This window comes from Arthrobacter sp. APC 3897 (assembly GCF_030407495.1).
Classification (GTDB): Bacteria; Actinomycetota; Actinomycetes; order Actinomycetales; family Micrococcaceae; genus Arthrobacter_B.
The window spans coordinates 46,440-64,705 of the sequence record NZ_JASDDG010000022.1; the positions used below are offsets into that span (position 1 = coordinate 46,440).

Sequence of the window (18,266 nt, forward strand, 5' to 3'; positions counted from 1 at the left end):
GCCCTGCTTTCCCTCCCCCGCAAACACGGCCGAGATGCCGATCGAAAGGACGTCCGAATGACCACCGAACCCACCGGCCCTGCCAACGCCGAGGAAGATCCGCTGGGACCCAGCGCACCGCAGCCTGAGCCCGCGGGTGATCCGCAGCGGCCCGGGCAGTCCGGACGCCCGGCCGGAAACATCCGTGACGCGCAGGGCACCTCGCCCGGCGGAACGGTTCCGGCCGGCCATTCCGGCAAAGTTCCTGAGGATCCGGCGGCCGGCAGCGGCACGGATCCCGAGGAAGCCCTGGCCGAACCTGAGTCTTCGGACGGCTAGGCCAGTCCGGCCCGGCGCAGCGCATCAGCCATCGGGCCCTGCGCCGGCGCCGGAGCCGCGGGACGGCGGGTGGTTCCGCGGGCGGGAGCACCCGCTTTTCCGGTCCGCTGCGGCGAGGAACCCTTGCCGCCGTCGCCGGATCCCGGCTCAGGGCGGGTTTTCACCGCGCGTTCCCGCGGCATCTTGGGACCCCGGGACGGGGCAGCGGGGTCGTCGTCCAGGCGCAGCGTCAGCGAGATGCGTTTGCGCTCCGGATCGGCTTCCAGCACTTTGACCTTGACTATCTGTCCTGATTTCACGACGTCGTGGGGATCAGAGATGAAGGTGGAGGACATCGCAGAAATGTGCACCAGCCCGTCCTGATGAACTCCTACGTCCACGAAGGCGCCGAACGCCGCCACATTGGTCACCACACCGTCCAGCACCATGCCCGGACGGAGGTCGGAAATCTTCTCCACGCCGTCGGAGAAAGCAGCCGTCCGGAATTCCGGACGCGGATCGCGGCCCGGCTTGCGGAGCTCAGCCACAATATCCAGGATTGTGGGGAGCCCAACTGTGTCATCCACGAAAGCAGACGGGGTCAGGTTCTCCAGTGACGCTCCCGCCGGACCCATAGTGCTCCCGGCGGCGGCGAGGATCCGGCGGGCGAGGCCGTAGGACTCCGGATGCACGCTGGAGGCATCCAGCGGTTCACTTCCCGCGGTGACCCGCAGGAAGCCGGCACACTGCTCAAAGGCCTTTGCGCCCAGCCGCGGCACTTTCTTCAGGTCCGCACGGCGGGCGAACGGACCGAATTCGTTCCGGTAGGCCACAATGTTTTCGCTGAGCATCGGCCCAACGCCGGCCACCCGGGTCAGCAGCGCCGGTGAAGCCGTGTTCACGTCCACCCCCACGGCCGTGACGCAGTCCTCGATCACGGCGTCCAGGGAACGCTCCAGCTTGGCCGCACTGACATCGTGCTGGTACTGGCCCACCCCAATCGACTTCGGATCGATTTTCACCAGTTCAGCCAGCGGATCCTGGAGCCGGCGGGCAATGGACACGGCACCGCGCAGGGAAACATCCATCCCCGGCAGCTCAGCCGAGGCAAGGGCGGAGGCCGAATACACGGAGGCACCCGCTTCCGACACCACGAGCTTTTGCAGACCGGAACCGGGCAGCAATCGGATGAGTTCGGTGGCCAGCTTGTCAGTTTCCCGCGACGCAGTGCCGTTGCCGATCGCAATCAGCTCCACTGAATGCTTCTTCACCAGCTCGGCGAGCCGGGAAAGGGCTTCATCCCATTTGCGGGCCGGGGCATGCGGATAGATGGTGTCGGTGGCCACCGGCTGCCCGGTGCCGTCCACCACCGCTGCTTTCACGCCTGTGCGCAGCCCCGGGTCCAGCCCGAGCGTTGGACGGCTTCCTGCCGGGGCGGCGAGCAGGACATCGCGCAGGTTCGCTGCGAAGACCCGGACCGCTTCGGCCTCGGCAGCAGTGAACAGCCGAACGCGAAGGTCTGCTGAGAGCTTGGCCAGGATACGCCGCCACGCCAGCTGCACGGTCTGCTGCAGCCAGGCGTCGGCCGGCCGGCCACGGTCCGCGATGCCCAGGCTCACGGCTACTGACCGCTCAAATTTGTGCCTGGCTGCCGCCAGCGCAGCGGTGTCGGCCGGGTCGGCCTCCGCCAGTTCCAATTCCAGGATGCCTTCTTTTTCGCCCCGGAACAGCGCCAGCACCCGGTGGGAGGGCATGGCGGAAGGCGAGCCGGTATACGCGAAGTAGTCGGCGAACTTCCGGCCTTCATCTTCCTTGCCCTTCTTGACCTGTGAGCGCATCCGCCCCTGCTTCCACAGCCGTTCCCGCTGGCTGGTGAGCAGATCGGCGTCCTGGCCCGCCTGTTCAATCAGGATCGCCCGCGCTCCCGCGAGCGCTTCCGCGGGGTTGGGCACGGCGTCATTCATATAACCGGCGGCGGTCCGTTCAGGGTTCAGTGTCGGGTTGGCCAGCAGCGCCCGGGCGAGCGGTTCCAATCCGGCTTCCCGGGCCATCTGTGCCTTGGTGCGGCGCTTGGTTTTGTACGGCAGGTAGATGTCCTCGAGCCGGGACTTGGTGTCGGCAGCGTCGATGGCCGTCCGAAGCTCCGCAGTCAGCTTGCCCTGCCCGTCAATGGCCTCCCGGACGGCCTGCCGCCGGTCCTCCAGCTCCCGCAGGTACCGCAGCCGCTCGTCGAGTTCGCGCAGCTGGGCGTCGTCCAGGCTTCCGGTGGCCTCTTTCCGGTACCGGGCAATAAACGGGACCGTGGCGCCGCTGTCCAGCAGGTCGACGGCGGCACGCACCTGCCAGGGGGCTGCCTTCAGTTCCTCCGCGATCCGGGCGCAGATCCGGTCGTCAGTCCGGTGGGCCGCTGAGCCGGACCGGGCTGCGGAGCGCTCCGGCGAGGAGAGCGGGGTTGCTGGTTTCTTGGGCTGTTCCGGGAGAAGACTCACCCGCCCAATTGTTCCCTACCACCTGCGGGATTGGTCAACTGTTCCCGTGCAGGGGAACCGGTGCGGCCCGGTCAGCCACCGGATTTTCCCTGTCGGGTTCCCAGCGGAGTAAGTCGCCGGGCTGGCAATCCAGCGCCTCACACAGGGCGGCCAGCGTGGTGAAGCGCACCGCTTTTGCGCGGCCGTTCTTGAGGACGGCGAGGTTGGCGGGGGTAATGCCGATGCGTTCGGCCAGGACTCCCACCGGCATTTTCCGTTTCGCCAGCATGACATCGATGTCCACGATAATGGGCATCAAATCACCCCGCCGAGTTCACTGCGCAATGCAGCTGCCTCAACATCGGTGGCCACTGCACGCGCCAGCAGCATCCGCAGCACCAGGACGATCAACGCAACCCCGGCAACCGCCGTACCTGTTCCTCCGATAAGCAGCACAATGCCGGGGGCAACCCCTTCCCCCGGGGCCAGGACCGCTCCCAAGCCGAACATCAGCAGGGCACCCGTGCCTACGGCACCGATCACGACGTCGACGTAGCCGAAGGCCACCCGCGAAAACACCGTTCCCTTCCGCACCATCGTCAGCAGGCACCAGACGCAGACCAGGATGATCTGCACGCAGATCAGGCCCAGGACGATCAGAACGACGACGGGGACCCGGACAGCGTCTGCGCCCGGGCCCGCTTCCGCCAGATCGGCTGCCAGCAGGGGCACCATGACTGTCTGCACAAACACGGTACCGGCGAAGACCACGGCCAGCACAATGCGCAACGCCAGTATGGTCAGCTTGCCCATGAATCCTCTCCCTTTACTGTTTCTCAGGGCTAATCTATCGATAGTCGAGAGACCCGGCAAGGGTGCGGGTTGTTTAGCTCTCCTTCGTCACTGTCGTTGCCGCCGAGCTGCCTGCCCGGTGTTCCGCGGCATCCCGGGCCACAATGTAGCCGTATACCAGGCCCTGGCCGATGGTTGCCCCGGCGCCCGGATAGCTCTTGCCGAAAACATTCGCTGCGGTGTTTCCGATGGCATAGAGGCCGTCCACGGCTGTTCCGTCTTCAGCCAGAACGCGTCCCCGCGCATCCGCCGTCAGCCCGCCGCAGGTGCCCAAATCACTCAGGACAACTTTGACGGCGTAGTACACGTCTCCGGAGAGGGGACGCAGGTTCGGGTTGGGCCGCACCGTCGGGTCACCGTAGTACCGGTCGTAGGCGCTGGAGCCCCGGTGGAAGTCCTCGTCCACCCCGGCACCGGCCAGTTCATTGAAGCGGGTTGCCGTTCCCGTGAAGGCCTCCTCCGGTACTCCGATCTCCCGGGCCAGTTCCGTCAGGCTGCCCGCCTTGGCGGCAATGCCTTCCTTGTACCATTTCTCCGGCAGCGCCATCCGGGGAAAGAGGCTTCCGGCCAGGATGTAGCTGTTGCGGTACTCCTGGTCGAACACCATCCACATGGTCCCCACCGGGTTTCCCTGCTGTTCACGCTCCAGGACGCACTGCCCAAAGGACATGTAGTCCTGGGCCTCGTTGACGAAGCGGTTTCCGCTGCCGTCCACAATGAAGGATCCGGGGAGGGACCGCTCGGCCAGCATGACCGACGGCGCCCGCCCCGGCAGCGGCGCAACGGCCGGGAACCACCAGGACTGGTCCATCAAGGCTGTGCCGGCGCCGATTTCCGCGGCGGCCTTGATGGCATCTCCGGTATTTCCCTCGCTGCCGAAGCTCCAGGCTTCCAATGATTCGGACTGGTGCTTGTGGCGCATGGCCATGTCATGGTCAAACCCGCCCGCGGCGAGGACCACACCCTGACGCGCGGTAACCGTAACCTCGCGTCCGTCCTGTTCCAGCACGGCTCCGGTGACCCTGCCGTCTTCGGTGACGAGGCGCACCAGGGAGGTGTCCGTCCAGACCGGGATGCCCGCACCGAGTACCCCGGCGTACAACCCGGCGGCGAGCGCCTGTCCGCCGGCCACGTAGTCGCGCTTCAGCACGCGGCCGCCAACTCCCTGCGCCACGCGTGTTACCGCGGTGGCCAGACCTTTGACGGGCACTTTGGAAATCAGGTTGAGCCAGCGGTAGTCCTTACCCGTGATGGCCATGGGCAGGGAGGACTCCATGGTGCCGCCACGGAGCCTGCCCCGTTCCTCGCCAAGGGTGTTCACGTCAAAGGGCTTGCATTCACAGCTGCGCCCCGCCGCTGAACCTCCGGGTTCCTCCGGGTGGTAGTCCGAGTACTCCTTATCCCACAGGAACTTCATGGGCGTGGTGCGCTGCAGCATTTCCACGGTGGCAACTCCGTTGTCCAGGAAGGCCTGCCAGCGCTCCCGGGACGAGGTGCCGCCCACAACGGCGTCCACGTAGGCCGCGGCGCGCTCCGGTGTGTCCCGGGCTCCGGCGGCATCGAGCACCGGGTTGTTGGGAATCCAAAACGCTCCGCCGGAGCGGGCCGTAGATCCGCCCACTGTGGCTGTCTTTTCCACGATCAGCACCGACGACCCCTGCTCGGCTGCCGCCAGGCCTGCGGCCATTCCGGTTCCTGAGCCGATGATGAGCAGATCCACAGTGGTGTCCTGTGCCGTGAACTTCCGTGCTGGTACCGGTAGTGCCATGTGCCGTCTCCCGAGATTTTGTGAGTGGTTTCCATCAGCGCACCGCGGCTACCTGCAGCATGCTGTTTGTGCACCCTAACCCGGAGATGAACTGAAACCCAGTTTCAGCTTTGGTGTCGTGTGTCGCCCCCGCCGCTACCAGTCCCCGGAACGGAACACCCGGCGTCGTGCGCTGAGCAGTTCCACTTCGGGCCGGGCCGCCACTAACCGCTCAACGGCGTCAAGCACCTCAGCAATATGCCCGGCGTCCGCAGCGACGAGCCCCGCGCCGAGTTCGGCCCGCCGGTGCAGATCCAGCCGGCCTGTCTCGGCAGCAGAGACCTCAAATTTGCGCCGTACCTCGGCCAGAATCGGCCGGATCACGGACCGTTTGCCCTTGAGCGAGTGCACGTCGCCCAGCAGCAGGTCGAACTCGATCATGCCCATCCACATAACAGCCATAGTGGTTCAGCCCGGCTCCGGACGCCAGCGGCGGCGGCCCTGCCCCGGCGTCGTTCTCTTTGCCGGTGATATCTTCGCTTAGATGAGCACCCCTGCCAAAGCTCCTGTCCAACCCCGCCGCCGCAACGTCCTGTCCGGAGTGCTGGTAGGCATCGGCATCGCTGCGTTCGTGGACTAGGTGGTGTTTCACCAGCTGCTGCAGTGGCACCACTTTTACGACAAGTCCACCACCGCCGTCGGGCTCTTCTCGGATGGACTGTTCCATGCCTTCGGCTGGTTCGCCGTGGTGGCCGGTTTGTTCCTGTTCGCTGATCTTCGCCGCCGCGCCGTCCTGCTGCCCGCCCGGTGGACGGGAGCTGTCCTGCTGGGAACCGGCGCGTTCCAGCTGTATGACGGCACCGTCCAGCACAAGCTCATGGAACTGCACCAGATCCGCTACAACGTCCCGCTGCTGCCCTATGACCTGCTGTGGAACCTGAGCGCGGCCGCCATGATTCTCGCCGGGGCGGTCCTGCTGTACCGGACCCGTGACGCAGAGCCCGCCGGCAGCCGCGCCGGAGCGTAGGGATGCATCAGCACCAGGCCGGCGGGTTTGGGGCCGAACTGCTGTTTCTGGTTCCCGCCGCCGCGGCCGTTGCCGCTTATTGGGCCGGCACCCTCTCCTCCCGCTCCGGAGCATGGCCGCTGTACCGCGCCGTGCTGTTTACCGCGGGCACCGGGGCCGTCCTGGCCACTGTCCTGGATCCGCTGGCGACCCGCAGCCATGAAGAATTCGCCGTCCTGGGCATCACCCATCTGCTGGCCGGCATGCTGGGACCTGCGCTCCTAGTGCTCTCACGTCCTGTCTCGCTTGCGCTGCGCAGCCTCGATGTTGTGCCGGCTCGACGGCTGTCCCGCGCGCTCCGCAGCCGTCCGCTGCGTTTCCTGACCTTCCCCGTGACTGCCGCCGTCCTCAACATCGGAGGGATGGTGCTGATGTTCCGGACCGGGCTCTTCACAGCCATGCATGAATCCGCTCCGGTCCACTGGCTGGTGACATTCCACCTTTTCTCGGCGGGATACCTGTACACCGCATCCCTGGTGGGCCGGGATCCAATGCCGCACCGTGCCGGTTTCCGGCTGCGCGCTGCCGCCCTCATCCTCTCGGCCGCCGCCCACAACATCCTGGCCAAAACGCTGTACGCCGATCCGCCGCCGGGGGTACCGGCTGCGGACGGCCAGTCGGGTGCCCTCATCCTGTACTACGGCGGCGGCGTGGTGGAAATTGCGCTCATTTTCCTGCTGTGCCGGCAGTGGTACATGTCCGCCCGCCCGCAGCGCAGTCCCGTCTGCGTTTAGATCCTGTGTTTAGATCCCGTGTTTAGCTCCTGCCGCCGGAAGAGACCTGTGCCTGTGCCCCGGGTCCGTCCGCCCCGGCCAGGCTGCCGTCCACCAGGGACACGATCATGGAACAATCCTTACCGGCATGTCCGGCGTCCACCAGCCGCTGGAAAAGCTGCTGGACATGCTCACCGATCTCCAGCGGCGTTCCGGTGTCCCGGGCGGCGGCGATCGCCAGGTTGATGTCCTTATTGGCCAGCTCCGCCGTGAAGGTGGGGGCAAAGCCGTTGTTGGACGCAGCCGATGCCACCACGCCGGGCATGGGGTACCAGGTGCGCAGCGCCCAGCTGTCGCCCGAGGACACGGAGGCGATGTCCCAGAACACCTGTTTGTCCAAGCCGAGCCGGTCAGCCAGGACGGCCCCCTCGGAGGTCGCCGCCAGGTTTATGAACAGCATCAGGTTGTTGCAGATTTTTGCCGCCTGGCCGGTGGTGGCCCCGCCGGTGGGGATGACGTTTCCGGCCATCGGCTCAATAAAGGCTGCCGCCTCCTGCACCGGACCGGGTTCACCTCCCACCATGAAGGTCAGCGTCCCGGCTTCGGCACCGCTGATCCCGCCCGAGACCGGGGCGTCCACAAAGCGGAAGCCGGCGGCAGCGGCGGCGTCGTGCAGCGCCTGGGCCGATTCAATATCGATGGTGGAGGAGTCGACCAGCAGCGTGCCGGTGTCAGCATGAGCCAGCACCCCGTCCCCGCCCAGATAAACGGACCGGGAGTGCTCCCCCTTGGGCAGCATGGTGAAGACGACGTCGGCGCCGGCCACCGCATCGGCGATGCTGTCCACTGTTTCCACGCCGCGGTTCCCGGCAGCGGCAACCGCTGCGGGGTTCAGGTCATAGCCGCGGACCGTGTGCCCGGCCGCCACCATATTGGCCGACATGTAGCCGCCCATGTTTCCGAGTCCAATCCATCCCACTGCAGCCATTTGTAAGCTCCTTTGTTGATCCGGCACCTGCAGGGTGCTGATGCCGGCTTCAGATTGTTGATGAGGATCCGGTGCGTTCAGGAGCACCCGGAGGAACCGCTTATTTGCGGCGACCGTTCCCGGCCGCTTTGGTCTTGGATGCAGCCAGCAGATCCGCTGTGCCCCGGGCATCGGCGGCATCAACGTCCTGCAGGGAGATGCCGTTGGTTTCGCGCAGCATCACCACTGAAAAAGCGGTAACGGCGCAGGCGCACAGCAAATAGACGGCCACCGGGGTGGAGGAGTCATACCGTTCCAGCAGAGCTGTGGCGATGATCGGAGCCAAGGAACCCGCAACAATTGACGTCACCTGGTACCCCAGCGAGACACCGGAATACCGCATCCGGGTCGGGAACATCTCCGCCATGATGGCCGGCTGCCCCGCGTACATCAGGGCATGGAACAGCAGGCCAATGGTGACCGCCGCCAGGATCACCAGGTCATCCGCCGTATCCATCATGGGGAACGCAAAGAATCCCCAGGTGGCGCCCAGCACGGCCCCGGCGAGATAGACCGGGCGCCGGCCAAACCGGTCCGACATCCGTCCAACCACGGGGACCGCGCAGAAATGGATGAAATGCGCCACCAGCAGCAGCAGGAGGATCCGCGAGGTATCCACTTCCACGACCAGCCGCAGATACGTGATGGAGAAGGTCACCACGAGGTAGTACAGAATGTTCTCGGCGAAGCGCAGGCCCATGGCAGTAAAGACACCGCGCGGGTAGCGCTTGAAGACCTCAACAACTCCGTAGCCTTTAGCCTCCTCCTCAACTTCCTTCTGTGCTTCCAGGAAGATGGGGGCGTCGCTGACCTTGGTCCGGATGTAATAGCCCACCAGCACGATGACTGCCGAGAGCCAGAACGCCACACGCCAGCCCCAGCCCAGGAACGCATCCTCGGAGAGCGTGGCGGACAGCGTGAACAGCACTCCGGTGGCCAGCAGATTGCCCATGGGAACCGCGGACTGGGGCCAGCTGGACCAGAATCCGCGCGATTTGTTGGGGCTGTGCTCTGCCACCAGAAGAACGGCGCCGCCCCATTCACCGCCGACGGCGAACCCCTGGATAAAGCGCAGGGTCACCAGCATGGCCGGGGCCCAGTAGCCCAGCTGGTCAAAACCGGGCAGGCAACCCATCAGGAACGTCGAGGTGCCCACCAGAATGATGCTCAGCTGAAGCAGTTTCTTGCGCCCGAATTTGTCCCCGAAATGCCCGAAGACAATTCCGCCGATTGGCCGGGCCACGAAGCCGACGGCGTAGGTCACGAAGGCGGCGATGATGCCGTCAAGTTCCGTTTCGGCATTGGGAAAAAAGAGCCTTGCGAAAACGAGGGTGGAGGCGGCGGCGTAAAGGAAGAACTCATACCACTCCACCACGGTGCCTGCCATGGAGGCTGCAACAACCTTCTTCAATCCCTCCGGGGCGGGCTCTTTGCCCGCTCTGCGGGGGAAACCGCCCTGCCCGGCCTCACGCTGCCGGGGAATTTCAGTGCTCATTGGGGTGCTCCTGACCATGTCTTCGTTGACATTTACCGCCAGGCCCCTTGCCGATCCGGCCGGCGGTCCACTGAGTATGGCCGTATTCGGCCGCACACTCAATCCCCTCCAGAGGGCAACCTGTTGACCCCGGATTGTGTCCTGCGCAACATTCCCCTAAGAATGGACTATGACGGTCACCCTCAGATCACTGGAAATTGCTGTCCCTCCCACCGTGCTGGTACAAAACGAAGCACGTGACGTCTTTGCCGCCCAGCCCGGCCTCACCCGGCTTGGGCAACGGCTGGTAACCACATGTTTCAACTCCGCCGCCATCGATACCCGGCGCACCGCCCTCACGGAACTCTCCCTCTCAAGCCGCTCCGATAACCCGCAGTTCTTTGATGCCGCTTCCGGCCATATGCTCAGCCCCAGCACCAAAACCCGGAATGACATTTTTGCCGTCGAGGCCACGAAACTTTTCATTGAATCCGCCCGAAAAGCCGTTGATGCCTGCAACGGCATCGGTCCGGAAGACATCACCCATGTCATTACGGTTTCCTGCACCGGATTCTTCAATCCCGGACCTGATTACAAGGTGGTCCGGGCGCTTGGCCTGAATCCGTCAGTGCAGCGCTCGCATCTGGGTTTCATGGGTTGTTACGCAGCATTTCCTGCGATGCGGTCAGCAAAGGCATTCTGCGATGCGGATCCAAATGCCGTGGTGCTGGTTGTCAGCGCCGAGCTCTGTTCCCTGCATGTACGCACGTCCAATGATCCGGACACCATCATGGGATCTTCCCTTTTTGCGGACGGCGCAGCCGCAGCCGTTATTACCGCCCGTGACCTGCCGGGTAATGCTCCGGGTATCCAGCTGGATCATTTCGAAACCATCCTCACTCCGGTGGGCGAGGAATCCATGGCCTGGAATATCGGCGACGAAGGATTTGAAATGGTGCTGGGGACCTACGTCCCGCACATCATTGATGACCACATTGTGGGCGCATTGGAACCGCTGCTGGCCCATGACCCCGCCCTTGCCGGACAGGCCTACCGCGACATCGAGCATTGGGCCATACATCCGGGCGGCCGCAGCATCCTGGACAAGGTGGAGGCCAAACTCGACCTGACCGAAGAGCAGCTGGTTCCAGCCCGCGAAACCCTGCGGAACTGGGGCAACATGTCCAGTGCCACGGTCATGTTTGTGCTCAAGCACATCATGGACCAGCCCTTCCGCGGCGGAAATGAGCGCATCTGTTCCATGGCTTTCGGCCCCGGGCTGACGGTGGAAACCGGTCTGTTTACCCGCGTTGGCGGTCCGGTCACCCCCGCCGCGGCGGACAGTGCGGCAGAAGGCACCAGGGCTGAAGGAACCGGAGCTGAAGGAACCGCTGCGGAACAGGACCCGGCAAACCCGGCTGTTCCCGCTCCGGCAGGCGTGTGAGGACCGGAGTCTCCGCGGGTTCCCTGGCCCAGGGACCGTTGATGCGGCGGTTCACCCCGCCGCATCTGCGGTCCCTCACCGAGCGGAACACGGATGCCGTGGAAGAAATGGACCGCTCCGAGTGTGATCCGGTCAAACTGCAGCGGACCTATGCCCAGTTTTGGCTGATCAACACCGTGGTCTCCGGCTGGCGGCGCAACTACGTGCGGTACCTGCGTCCTTCCTTCGACGCCGGTCGGGTCAATACACTGCTGGACATCGGTTCCGGCGGCGGGGATGTTCCCCGGATGCTGGCCCGGTGGGCCCGCCGCGACGGCCTGCGGCTGGAGATCACGGGAATCGACCCGGATGAGCGGGCTCATGCCTTCGCCTCGTCCCAGCCGCCCATGCCTGGTTTGGCGTTCCGGCAGGCGTTCAGTTCCGAACTGGTCGCAGAAGGCAGGACGTATGACGCCGTCATCTCCAACCACGTCCTGCACCACCTCACCGACGAGCAGTTCCGGACCCTGCTGGCAGACTCGGAACAGCTGGGCAGCCGGCTCAGCCTGCACAGCGACATTGAACGCAGCCGCTGGGGTTACGCTCTTTTCTCGGCCGGCACCCTGCCGTTCTTCCCCGGCAGCTTTATCCGCCGGGACGGACTGACCTCCATCCGGCGCAGCTACACGGCGGACGAACTGGCATCGGCCGCCCCGCCCGGCTGGAACTGCATCCAGCACCGGCCGTGGCAAAACCTGCTCATGCATTCCCCGGCCGGGAAGCAGCCGTGACGGCGCAGGCGCAGTCCCCGGGCGCCGTCGGCCTTCCGCGCCCCGAAACTGATGTGGCCGTGGTGGGCGGCGGGCCCGTTGGCGTTTTCCTGGCCGTGCTGCTGGCACAGGCCGGTGTGAGTGTGCAGGTTGTGGAACAGCGGCTGGAGCGCTCAGCGCATTCGCGCGCCATCGGCATCCATCCCCCGTCGCTGGAGGCCCTGGCCGGTGCCGGCGTTGCCGGAAAAATCACCGGCGAAGGCGTGCAGGTCCGCCGCGGCGAAGCCCGCAGCAGCGGCCGCTATGTGGCTGCCTTGGATTTCGCGGCTGCTTCCGAGCGGTTCCCCTATGTACTGACGCTCCCGCAGCTGCGCACTGAAGCCATTTTGGAGGCGCGCCTCAAGGAGCTGGATTCCCATGCCCTGGTGCGCGGAGTCAGGGTCACGCAACTGCACGACGACGGCGGCCGGGTCCGGATCAGCGGCGTCAGGACCGGCGTTCCCGGCCACTCCGGCGCGCCGGGCCCGTCAGAGGATCTGGAACTTTCCGCCCGGATTGTTGTGGCGGCTGACGGTGCGCGGTCCGGGGTTCGCCGGCTGCTTGGGACCCCCTGCCGGACCCGGGCCCTGCGGGACAGCTACCTGATGGGAGACTTCGCTGACGGAACACCAGACGGCAGCACCGCCGTACTGTATCTGGAGTCCGGCGGCATCGTGGAGTCCTTCCCGCTGCCGGACGGAATCCGCCGCTGGGTTGCCCACACCGGTCAGCTGCTGACCGGCGCCACCGCAGCGGATTTGGCCGCCATGGTGAAAGAGCGCACCGGCGTCAGCCCGGACCCGGCGTCCAACACCATGCTCAGCGCCTTTGCCGTGCGCACCGGCCTGGTCCGGGACCTGGTGCGGGGACGCACGGTTCTTATTGGCGACGCGGCCCATGAGGTCAGTCCCATTGGCGGCCAGGGCATGAACCTCGGCTGGCTGGATGCGGCGGCGCTCGCCCCCATCATCGCCGCCTCGGTGGACGGGCACGACGTCGGGGCCTCCCTGGCGGCCTACGAAAGGCAGCGCCGCCGGGCCGCCCGGGTAGCTTCCGCACAGGCCCGGCTGAACATGGCCCTGGGCCGTCCGCTGGACCCTGCCCTGCTGGCCGCCCGGAACGCCGGACTGGCCAGGGTCCTGCGCTCCCCCGCTGCAGGCAACCTGGTGGCGCGCCGGTTTACGATGCAGTAGAGCGGGGCCCGGACCCGGTCGGGACGCCGGGCTTCGTTCCGGCACCGAGGCTTTCCGATCCTCCGGTCAGATCCGGGTTTGGCTGCGCCTTGGGGGTGGAAGCGGGGGTGATGTCCAGCGTGCGGCGCAGCACCTGCTCCTTGATCAGGAGCACGGCGATTAGCGCCACCACTGAAATGACGGCGGCAATCTGGAAGATGGTGGCCGTCGCGTCACCATAGGCGGCGCGGAAGATGCCCTGAACAGCTGCCGGCATGCTGCCGATGTCCAGCGAGTCACCGGCACCGCCGTCGGACACCGGAATGTTGGCGGCACGCAGGCCGTCAGCCGCCCGGCTGCTCACGGAACTGGACATCACGGCGCCCAGGACGGAAACGCCAACGGCGCCGCCGACAGTGCGGAAGAACGCGATGGAGGCGCTGGCCGAGCCGACTTCGGAGACCCGGACCGTGTTCTGCACAGCCAGCACCAAATTCTGCATCAGCAGCCCCATGCCCAGGCCAAGGACAAAGATGTACACGCTGACCAGCAGCATGTCGGTCTCGTGGTCCATGGTTCCGGCCAGGCCTGCACCGGCAATGACCATGATCGTGCCGGCAATCAGGAAACGCTTCCACTTGCCGAACCGGCTGATCAACTGGCCGGATCCCACGGAACCGGCCAGGTTGCCCGCAATCATCGGCAGCATCAGCAGCCCGGCTTCGGTGGGGCTGAATCCGCGGGCGATCTGGAAGTACTGGCCCAGGAAGGTGGTGGAACCGAACATCGCGATCCCCACGGCCACCGAAGCAACGATGGACAGTGCCGTGGTGCGCTGGCGGATGATCTTCAGCGGGATGATGGGTTCGCGGACCTTGGATTCCACCAGGACCAGCAGAGCCAGGAGTACGACGGCGCCGCCCACCATGGCTGCGGTCTGCCAGGACATCCACTCGTAGTATCCGGGCTTTCCGGCGAACGACACCCAGATCAAAAGCAGTGAGACACCGGCGGTCAGCAGGATTGAACCGAGCCAGTCAATGCTGACCCTGCGGCGGGTGTGCGGCAGGCGAAGCGTGATCTGGAGCAGGAACAGCGCCACTACCGCCAGCGGCACGCACAGGAAGAAGGTCCACCGCCAGCCCAGCGGGCTGTCCACAATGAAACCGCCCAGCAGCGGACCGCCCGCCGTGGCTACGGCCATCACCGCGCCCATGTAGCCGGAGTACCGGCCGCGTTCACGCGGCGGAATGATGGAGCCGATAACAGCCTGCACCAGGGCGGTCAGGCCACCCATGCCCAGGCCCTGAACCACACGGGCGGTCAGCAGGACGGTCATGTTGTCCGCCAGGCCCGCGATGACCGATCCAATCACGAAAACAATGATGCTCAGCTGGACCAGCAGCTTCTTGCTGAACAGGTCAGCCAGCTTGCCCCAGATTGGGGTGGAGACGGCGTTGGCCAGCAGTGCCGCCGTGACCACCCAGGCGAAGTCCGTCTGGGTCCCGTCCAGGTCCGCCATGATGGTTGGCAGCGCGTTGGCCACAATCGTGGTGCTCAGCATGGCCGTGAACAGTGCAGCCAGCAGACCGGTCAGTGCCTGCAGGATCTGCCGGTGGCTCATCTCCCCGGGAACGTGGTCCTGGCGGGCCGGCTTGCCGTTCCTGCGGGTTTTCCCGGAGGCGGACGCCGGGTTTTCAGCGGTGGTGGTTCTTTGCGGCTCTGTCACTTAGTTTTTTCTCCTGCCGGGATGGGCGGTTGGACGGTACCCGGCTTCATTGCGCGGATGGCTGTGTGCAGGCTCTCCGTGAGCTTGGTCAGGGATTCACTGGCAGAGAGTGCTTCTTCATCGGTCCAGTGCTCAAGCATGTCCTGAAGCAGTGCTGCCCGGCGGTGCATCTCATCCGAGACTGCCTGGGTTCCGGCCGGAGTCAGACTGATGAGATGGGCCCGGCCGTCATCGGGGTGGGGCCGGCGGCAGACGTAGCCCATGGTCGCCAGTTCGGAGAGGTGACGGCTGAGTCCGGCCGTTCCGATGCCGAGTTTCTCCGCCAGCTCGGTAGCCCGGATCTCTCCGTGGTCGCCAATGATCCGCATGACTCCGTGCAGTGCGGTGCCCGGGCTTCGCGGGTCGGGGCTTATTTGCGCGACGCAGCGAAGCTGGCGCTGGAGCCGGAAAATGAGCGTGATTAATTCTTCAGCTGATTGCTGGTTAACTGCCACGGAATGCCTGTCTGGAACAGATTGTTGTTTGCCTCAGGCAACAATACGACTGTTGATTGCTTCAGTCAACGAACTAAATGGACAGGGTCCGCTGCGGCCGTCCTTCACGCAGCATGGTATGCGGCAGGTGACGCCGGGTTGCCCTCCGGGAGGGGGCAAAGGGCAACCCACGGGATGTCAGTCCGTCAGGTGGGACAGTCCGTCAGGTGGATTAATCCGCCAGGTGGGTCGGAGCGAAAAGCCCGATGGTCGCTTCAACCACCACCACGTTGGGTCCGTCGCCGGCGAGCGCTTCCGCCAGCGCCTCCCGCACGCCGTCGGGCGCTGTCCGGCGTGCCGGAACGCCGAAGGACTCGGCCAGCTTCACAAAGTCGGGGCCGGCCAGTTCGGTGGCGGTGGCCTTGCCGAACGCTTCAACCATGTATTCGCGCAGGATGCCGTAGCCGCCGTCGTCGACAATCAGCCAGGTGACGGGCAGATTATGCTGCCGGGCGGTGGCGAGTTCCGCGATGGAATACATGGCCGAGCCGTCGCCGGAGACTGCCAGGACCCGCTCGCCCAGTCCAACGGCGCCGCCGATGGCTCCGGGGTAGCCGTACCCCAGGCCGCCGGCGCCCTGGGCGGAATGAAACTGGCCGGACTTGGCGTCCCAGCAGCTCCACGCCCAGTATGCGGCGATGGTCATGTCCCAATACGTCTGCATGGAAGCGGGAACTGCTGCCCGGATGTCAGCCATGAACTTCCGTTCCATCCCCAGGTCCTGTCCCTCCAGGCGCTCAGCAACCAGGGAGAGGGTGCGGGCCACCACGTATTCCGGAGTTTGGCCGTGCCAGTCCGACGGGTTCCGCGGGGACACGGCGAGGAAGGCTCCGAGTGCTTCATCCAGGGCCGCGAGCGCCTGCCCGGCATCGGCGCGGATCCCCAGGGCCGGCCGGTTGGATTCCAGCACCCGCGGCTCGGCGTCGATCTGGATGATGCGGCCGCGCGGCTGCAGCGTGAAGTAGTTGGATGTGACCTCGCCCAGCGACGAGCCGACGACAACGAGAACATCGGCGTCTTCCAGGACATCGGTGGTGTGGCGGTCTTCAATCCAGGACTGGAGGGAGAGCGCATGGTTCCAGGGGAACGCTCCGTTGCCGCCGGGAGTGCAGATCACCGGCGCGCGCAGTTTCTCCGCCAGGGCCAGCAGATCAGCCTCAGCCCTGCCCCGCCGGGTTCCGCCGCCGGCAATGATCGCCGGACGTTCCGCAGCGGCAAGCCACCGCACCGCTTCCTTCACCAGCTCGGTCCGCGGCGGATTGTCAAAGGGCTCCGCCAGCGCATCTTCAACTGCGGGTACCAGCACGGGGTTCAGCAGGACGTTCTGGGGTATCTCCAGCCATACCGGCCCCATGGGCGAGGAGATGGCCTCCGTCCAGGCGTCCTGGATGGCCGAGGGGATGCCTGAAGCGTGCTGGATGAGCCGCTGGCTCTTGGTGACGTTGGCGGCCGAAGCCTTCTGGTCATCGAGCTGGTGGAGCATGCCGCGGCGGCGGGCACCGAGCCCCTCTAGGGGAATCTGGCTGGCCACCACCACCATGGGCACACCGGTGGCATATGCCTCCTGCAGTCCGGCGAGCGCCGTCAGGGCTCCGGGACCGGTGGACAGGAAGACAACACCCACCTCACCGGTGGCGCGTGAGAAACCATCGGCGGCAAAAGCCGAGTTGTTCTCCACCCGCGAGGACACAAAACGGAGATTGGAACGGGACAGGGCATCGAACAGCCCCAGCGCATGCTGCCCGGGGATGCCAAAGACGGTGGTGGCACCGAGGGCGGAAAGAGTTTCCACCACCAGGTCTCCGCCGTTGCGCTTCGGCGACGTGCCGCCGTGCAGGGCGGCGTCCTCGGACAGCACCGTGTTCGGGATTTCCTCATCGCGAACGTGGGGCACTGTCCCGGGTGCTGAGCCCTGCTCCGTCCCGCTCATGACGAGAGTCCCATGAGGGTAATCAGGTCATAGGCGACATGGGAGGCAGCCACTGCCGTGATGTCGGCATGGTCGTACGCGGGGGCAACTTCAACGACGTCGGCGCCCACCAGGTTCATGCCCCGCAGGCCGCGCAGGATTTCCAACAGTTCGCGGCTGGTCATTCCGCCGGCTTCGGGGGTGCCGGTCCCGGGCGCGTGGGCCGGGTCCAGCACATCGATGTCCACTGAAATGTACAGCGGACGGTTGCCGATCCGGTCCCGCAGCTTCGCCACCACTTCATCCACTCCCTGGCGAAAAACATCCGAAGACGTCACGATGCCGAAACCGAAGCGGCGGTCATCCTCCAGGTCCCGCTTGCCGTACAGCGGACCGCGGGTCCCGACGTGCGAAATGGCTTCGGTGTCGAGGATGCCTTCCTCCACCGCCCGGCGGAACGGAGTTCCGTGCGTGTATTCAGCACCAAAGTAACTGTCCCAGGTGTCCAGGTGCGCATCGAAGTGCAGCAGCGCCACGGGCTGGCCTGCACGCTCCGTCGCTGCACGCAGCAGCGGGAGGGCAATCGTATGGTCTCCGCCCAGAGTGAGGAGCTTGGAACCGCCGGCGGTCAGATCCAGCGCGTTTGCCTGGATGGACTCGATGGCTTCATTGATATTGAAGGGGTTGACCGCCATGTCTCCGGCATCGGCCACCTGCAGGTTTTCGAACGGCGAGGCATCCAGTGCCGGGTTGTACGGCCGCAGGAGCCTGGAGGCTTCCCGGACATGGCCGGCACCGAAGCGGGCTCCCGGCCGGTAGGAGACACCGGTGTCAAAAGGCACTCCCACCACGGCCACATCAGCGTGCTGGACCTGGTCCAGCCTGGGCAGGCGCGCATAGGTGGCAGGCCCGGCATAACGCGGCACCAGAGCCGCATCCACAGGTCCGAGATTGCCGTTGGCAGTGATCCGAGGCGGGTTCTGCATGCTGTTTCTCCAAATCCGGCCCGCCGAAGTTCGACCGGCCCCCGGCCCCGCACCCGATCCG

16 protein-coding genes and 1 pseudogene are annotated in these 18,266 nt (G+C 65.6%); 6 read left to right on the forward strand and 11 right to left on the reverse strand.

The annotated features are described in order from the left end of the window. The first annotated feature begins 57 nt into the window (after positions 1 to 57). Positions 58 to 318, forward strand: coding sequence for a hypothetical protein (locus QMA10_RS11735; RefSeq protein WP_290168578.1), 261 nt, complete (start codon positions 58 to 60; stop codon positions 316 to 318). On the opposite strand, the gene QMA10_RS11740 is transcribed toward QMA10_RS11735, so the two are convergent. The 5 genes from QMA10_RS11740 to QMA10_RS11760 all read right to left on the reverse strand — a co-directional run bounded on the left by QMA10_RS11740 (position 315) and on the right by QMA10_RS11760 (position 5,817). Continuing rightward, positions 315 to 2,681, reverse strand: coding sequence for a Tex family protein (locus tag QMA10_RS11740; RefSeq protein WP_290168612.1), 2,367 nt, complete (start codon positions 2,679 to 2,681; stop codon positions 315 to 317). The genes QMA10_RS11735 and QMA10_RS11740 overlap by 4 nt on opposite strands. A gap of 139 nt (positions 2,682 to 2,820) precedes the next feature. Further along, positions 2,821 to 3,081 carry a helix-turn-helix transcriptional regulator gene (locus QMA10_RS11745; RefSeq protein ID WP_290168580.1) on the reverse strand — a complete coding sequence of 87 codons (261 nt, stop codon included), beginning with the start codon at positions 3,079 to 3,081 and terminating at the stop codon, positions 2,821 to 2,823. Next, a complete protein-coding gene (locus QMA10_RS11750; protein WP_290168582.1) occupies positions 3,081 to 3,578 on the reverse strand; it encodes a DUF2975 domain-containing protein in 498 nt (165 codons plus the stop codon). The genes QMA10_RS11745 and QMA10_RS11750 overlap by 1 nt, the downstream gene beginning before the upstream one ends. A gap of 73 nt (positions 3,579 to 3,651) precedes the next feature. Beyond that, complete coding sequence (locus QMA10_RS11755) at positions 3,652 to 5,385, reverse strand: 3-ketosteroid-delta-1-dehydrogenase (RefSeq protein ID WP_290168585.1); 1,734 nt, start codon at positions 5,383 to 5,385, stop codon at positions 3,652 to 3,654. Between the two features lie 135 nt (positions 5,386 to 5,520). After that, positions 5,521 to 5,817, reverse strand: coding sequence for a DUF503 domain-containing protein (locus tag QMA10_RS11760; RefSeq protein WP_290168613.1), 297 nt, complete (start codon positions 5,815 to 5,817; stop codon positions 5,521 to 5,523). A gap of 190 nt (positions 5,818 to 6,007) precedes the next feature. Here QMA10_RS11760 and QMA10_RS11765 point away from each other — a divergent pair, with 190 nt between their 5' ends. Both QMA10_RS11765 and QMA10_RS11770 read left to right on the forward strand, forming a co-directional pair. After that, a complete protein-coding gene (locus QMA10_RS11765; protein ID WP_356834793.1) occupies positions 6,008 to 6,391 on the forward strand; it encodes a DUF2243 domain-containing protein in 384 nt (127 codons plus the stop codon). 2 nt (positions 6,392 to 6,393) lie between these two features. Continuing rightward, positions 6,394 to 7,164 carry a cytochrome c oxidase assembly protein gene (locus QMA10_RS11770; RefSeq protein ID WP_290168587.1) on the forward strand — a complete coding sequence of 257 codons (771 nt, stop codon included), beginning with the start codon at positions 6,394 to 6,396 and terminating at the stop codon, positions 7,162 to 7,164. Positions 7,165 to 7,186: 22 nt separating this feature from the next. Here the strand turns inward: QMA10_RS11770 and mmsB are convergent, their stop codons facing one another. Together mmsB and QMA10_RS11780 are read right to left on the reverse strand one after the other, a co-directional pair. Next, on the reverse strand, positions 7,187 to 8,311 hold the full coding sequence (mmsB, locus tag QMA10_RS11775) for a 3-hydroxyisobutyrate dehydrogenase (RefSeq protein WP_356834796.1): 1,125 nt from the start codon (positions 8,309 to 8,311) through the stop codon (positions 7,187 to 7,189). Continuing rightward, positions 8,232 to 9,665 (reverse strand): MFS transporter, encoded by a 1,434-nt coding sequence (locus tag QMA10_RS11780; RefSeq protein WP_290168590.1) that lies wholly within the window; start codon positions 9,663 to 9,665, stop codon positions 8,232 to 8,234. The genes mmsB and QMA10_RS11780 overlap by 80 nt, the downstream gene beginning before the upstream one ends. Positions 9,666 to 9,834: 169 nt before the next feature. On the opposite strand from QMA10_RS11780, the gene QMA10_RS11785 reads away from it, so the two are divergent. Genes QMA10_RS11785 through QMA10_RS11795 form a run of 3 tightly spaced genes read left to right on the forward strand, consistent with a single transcriptional unit; the run spans position 9,835 to position 13,069 of the window. Further along, complete coding sequence (locus tag QMA10_RS11785; protein ID WP_290168591.1) at positions 9,835 to 11,088, forward strand: type III polyketide synthase; 1,254 nt, start codon at positions 9,835 to 9,837, stop codon at positions 11,086 to 11,088. Continuing rightward, positions 11,085 to 11,858, forward strand: coding sequence for a class I SAM-dependent methyltransferase (locus QMA10_RS11790; RefSeq protein ID WP_356834800.1), 774 nt, complete (start codon positions 11,085 to 11,087; stop codon positions 11,856 to 11,858). Before QMA10_RS11785 ends, QMA10_RS11790 begins: the two co-directional genes overlap by 4 nt. Continuing rightward, positions 11,855 to 13,069, forward strand: a complete 1,215-nt coding sequence (locus tag QMA10_RS11795) for an NAD(P)/FAD-dependent oxidoreductase (RefSeq protein WP_290168594.1) — start codon at positions 11,855 to 11,857, stop codon at positions 13,067 to 13,069. The genes QMA10_RS11790 and QMA10_RS11795 overlap by 4 nt, the downstream gene beginning before the upstream one ends. 103 nt (positions 13,070 to 13,172) lie before the next feature. Here QMA10_RS11795 and QMA10_RS11800 read toward each other — a convergent pair. The 4 genes and pseudogenes from QMA10_RS11800 to speB form a co-directional block, all read right to left on the reverse strand. After that, positions 13,173 to 14,672, reverse strand: a pseudogene (locus QMA10_RS11800) (MDR family MFS transporter); the annotation flags it as partial. Positions 14,673 to 14,773: 101 nt separating this feature from the next. Further along, on the reverse strand, positions 14,774 to 15,271 hold the full coding sequence (locus tag QMA10_RS11805) for a MarR family winged helix-turn-helix transcriptional regulator (protein WP_290168595.1): 498 nt from the start codon (positions 15,269 to 15,271) through the stop codon (positions 14,774 to 14,776). A 211-nt stretch (positions 15,272 to 15,482) separates the two neighbouring features. After that, the gene (locus QMA10_RS11810; RefSeq protein WP_290168597.1) at positions 15,483 to 17,240 is read right to left on the reverse strand and encodes a thiamine pyrophosphate-binding protein; all 1,758 of its coding nucleotides are present in this window, start codon (positions 17,238 to 17,240) and stop codon (positions 15,483 to 15,485) included. Further along, positions 17,237 to 18,205: an agmatinase gene (gene speB, locus QMA10_RS11815; RefSeq protein ID WP_290168598.1), complete on the reverse strand. Its 969-nt coding sequence runs from the start codon at positions 18,203 to 18,205 to the stop codon at positions 17,237 to 17,239. The genes QMA10_RS11810 and speB overlap by 4 nt, the downstream gene beginning before the upstream one ends. Positions 18,206 to 18,266: the final 61 nt, after the last annotated feature.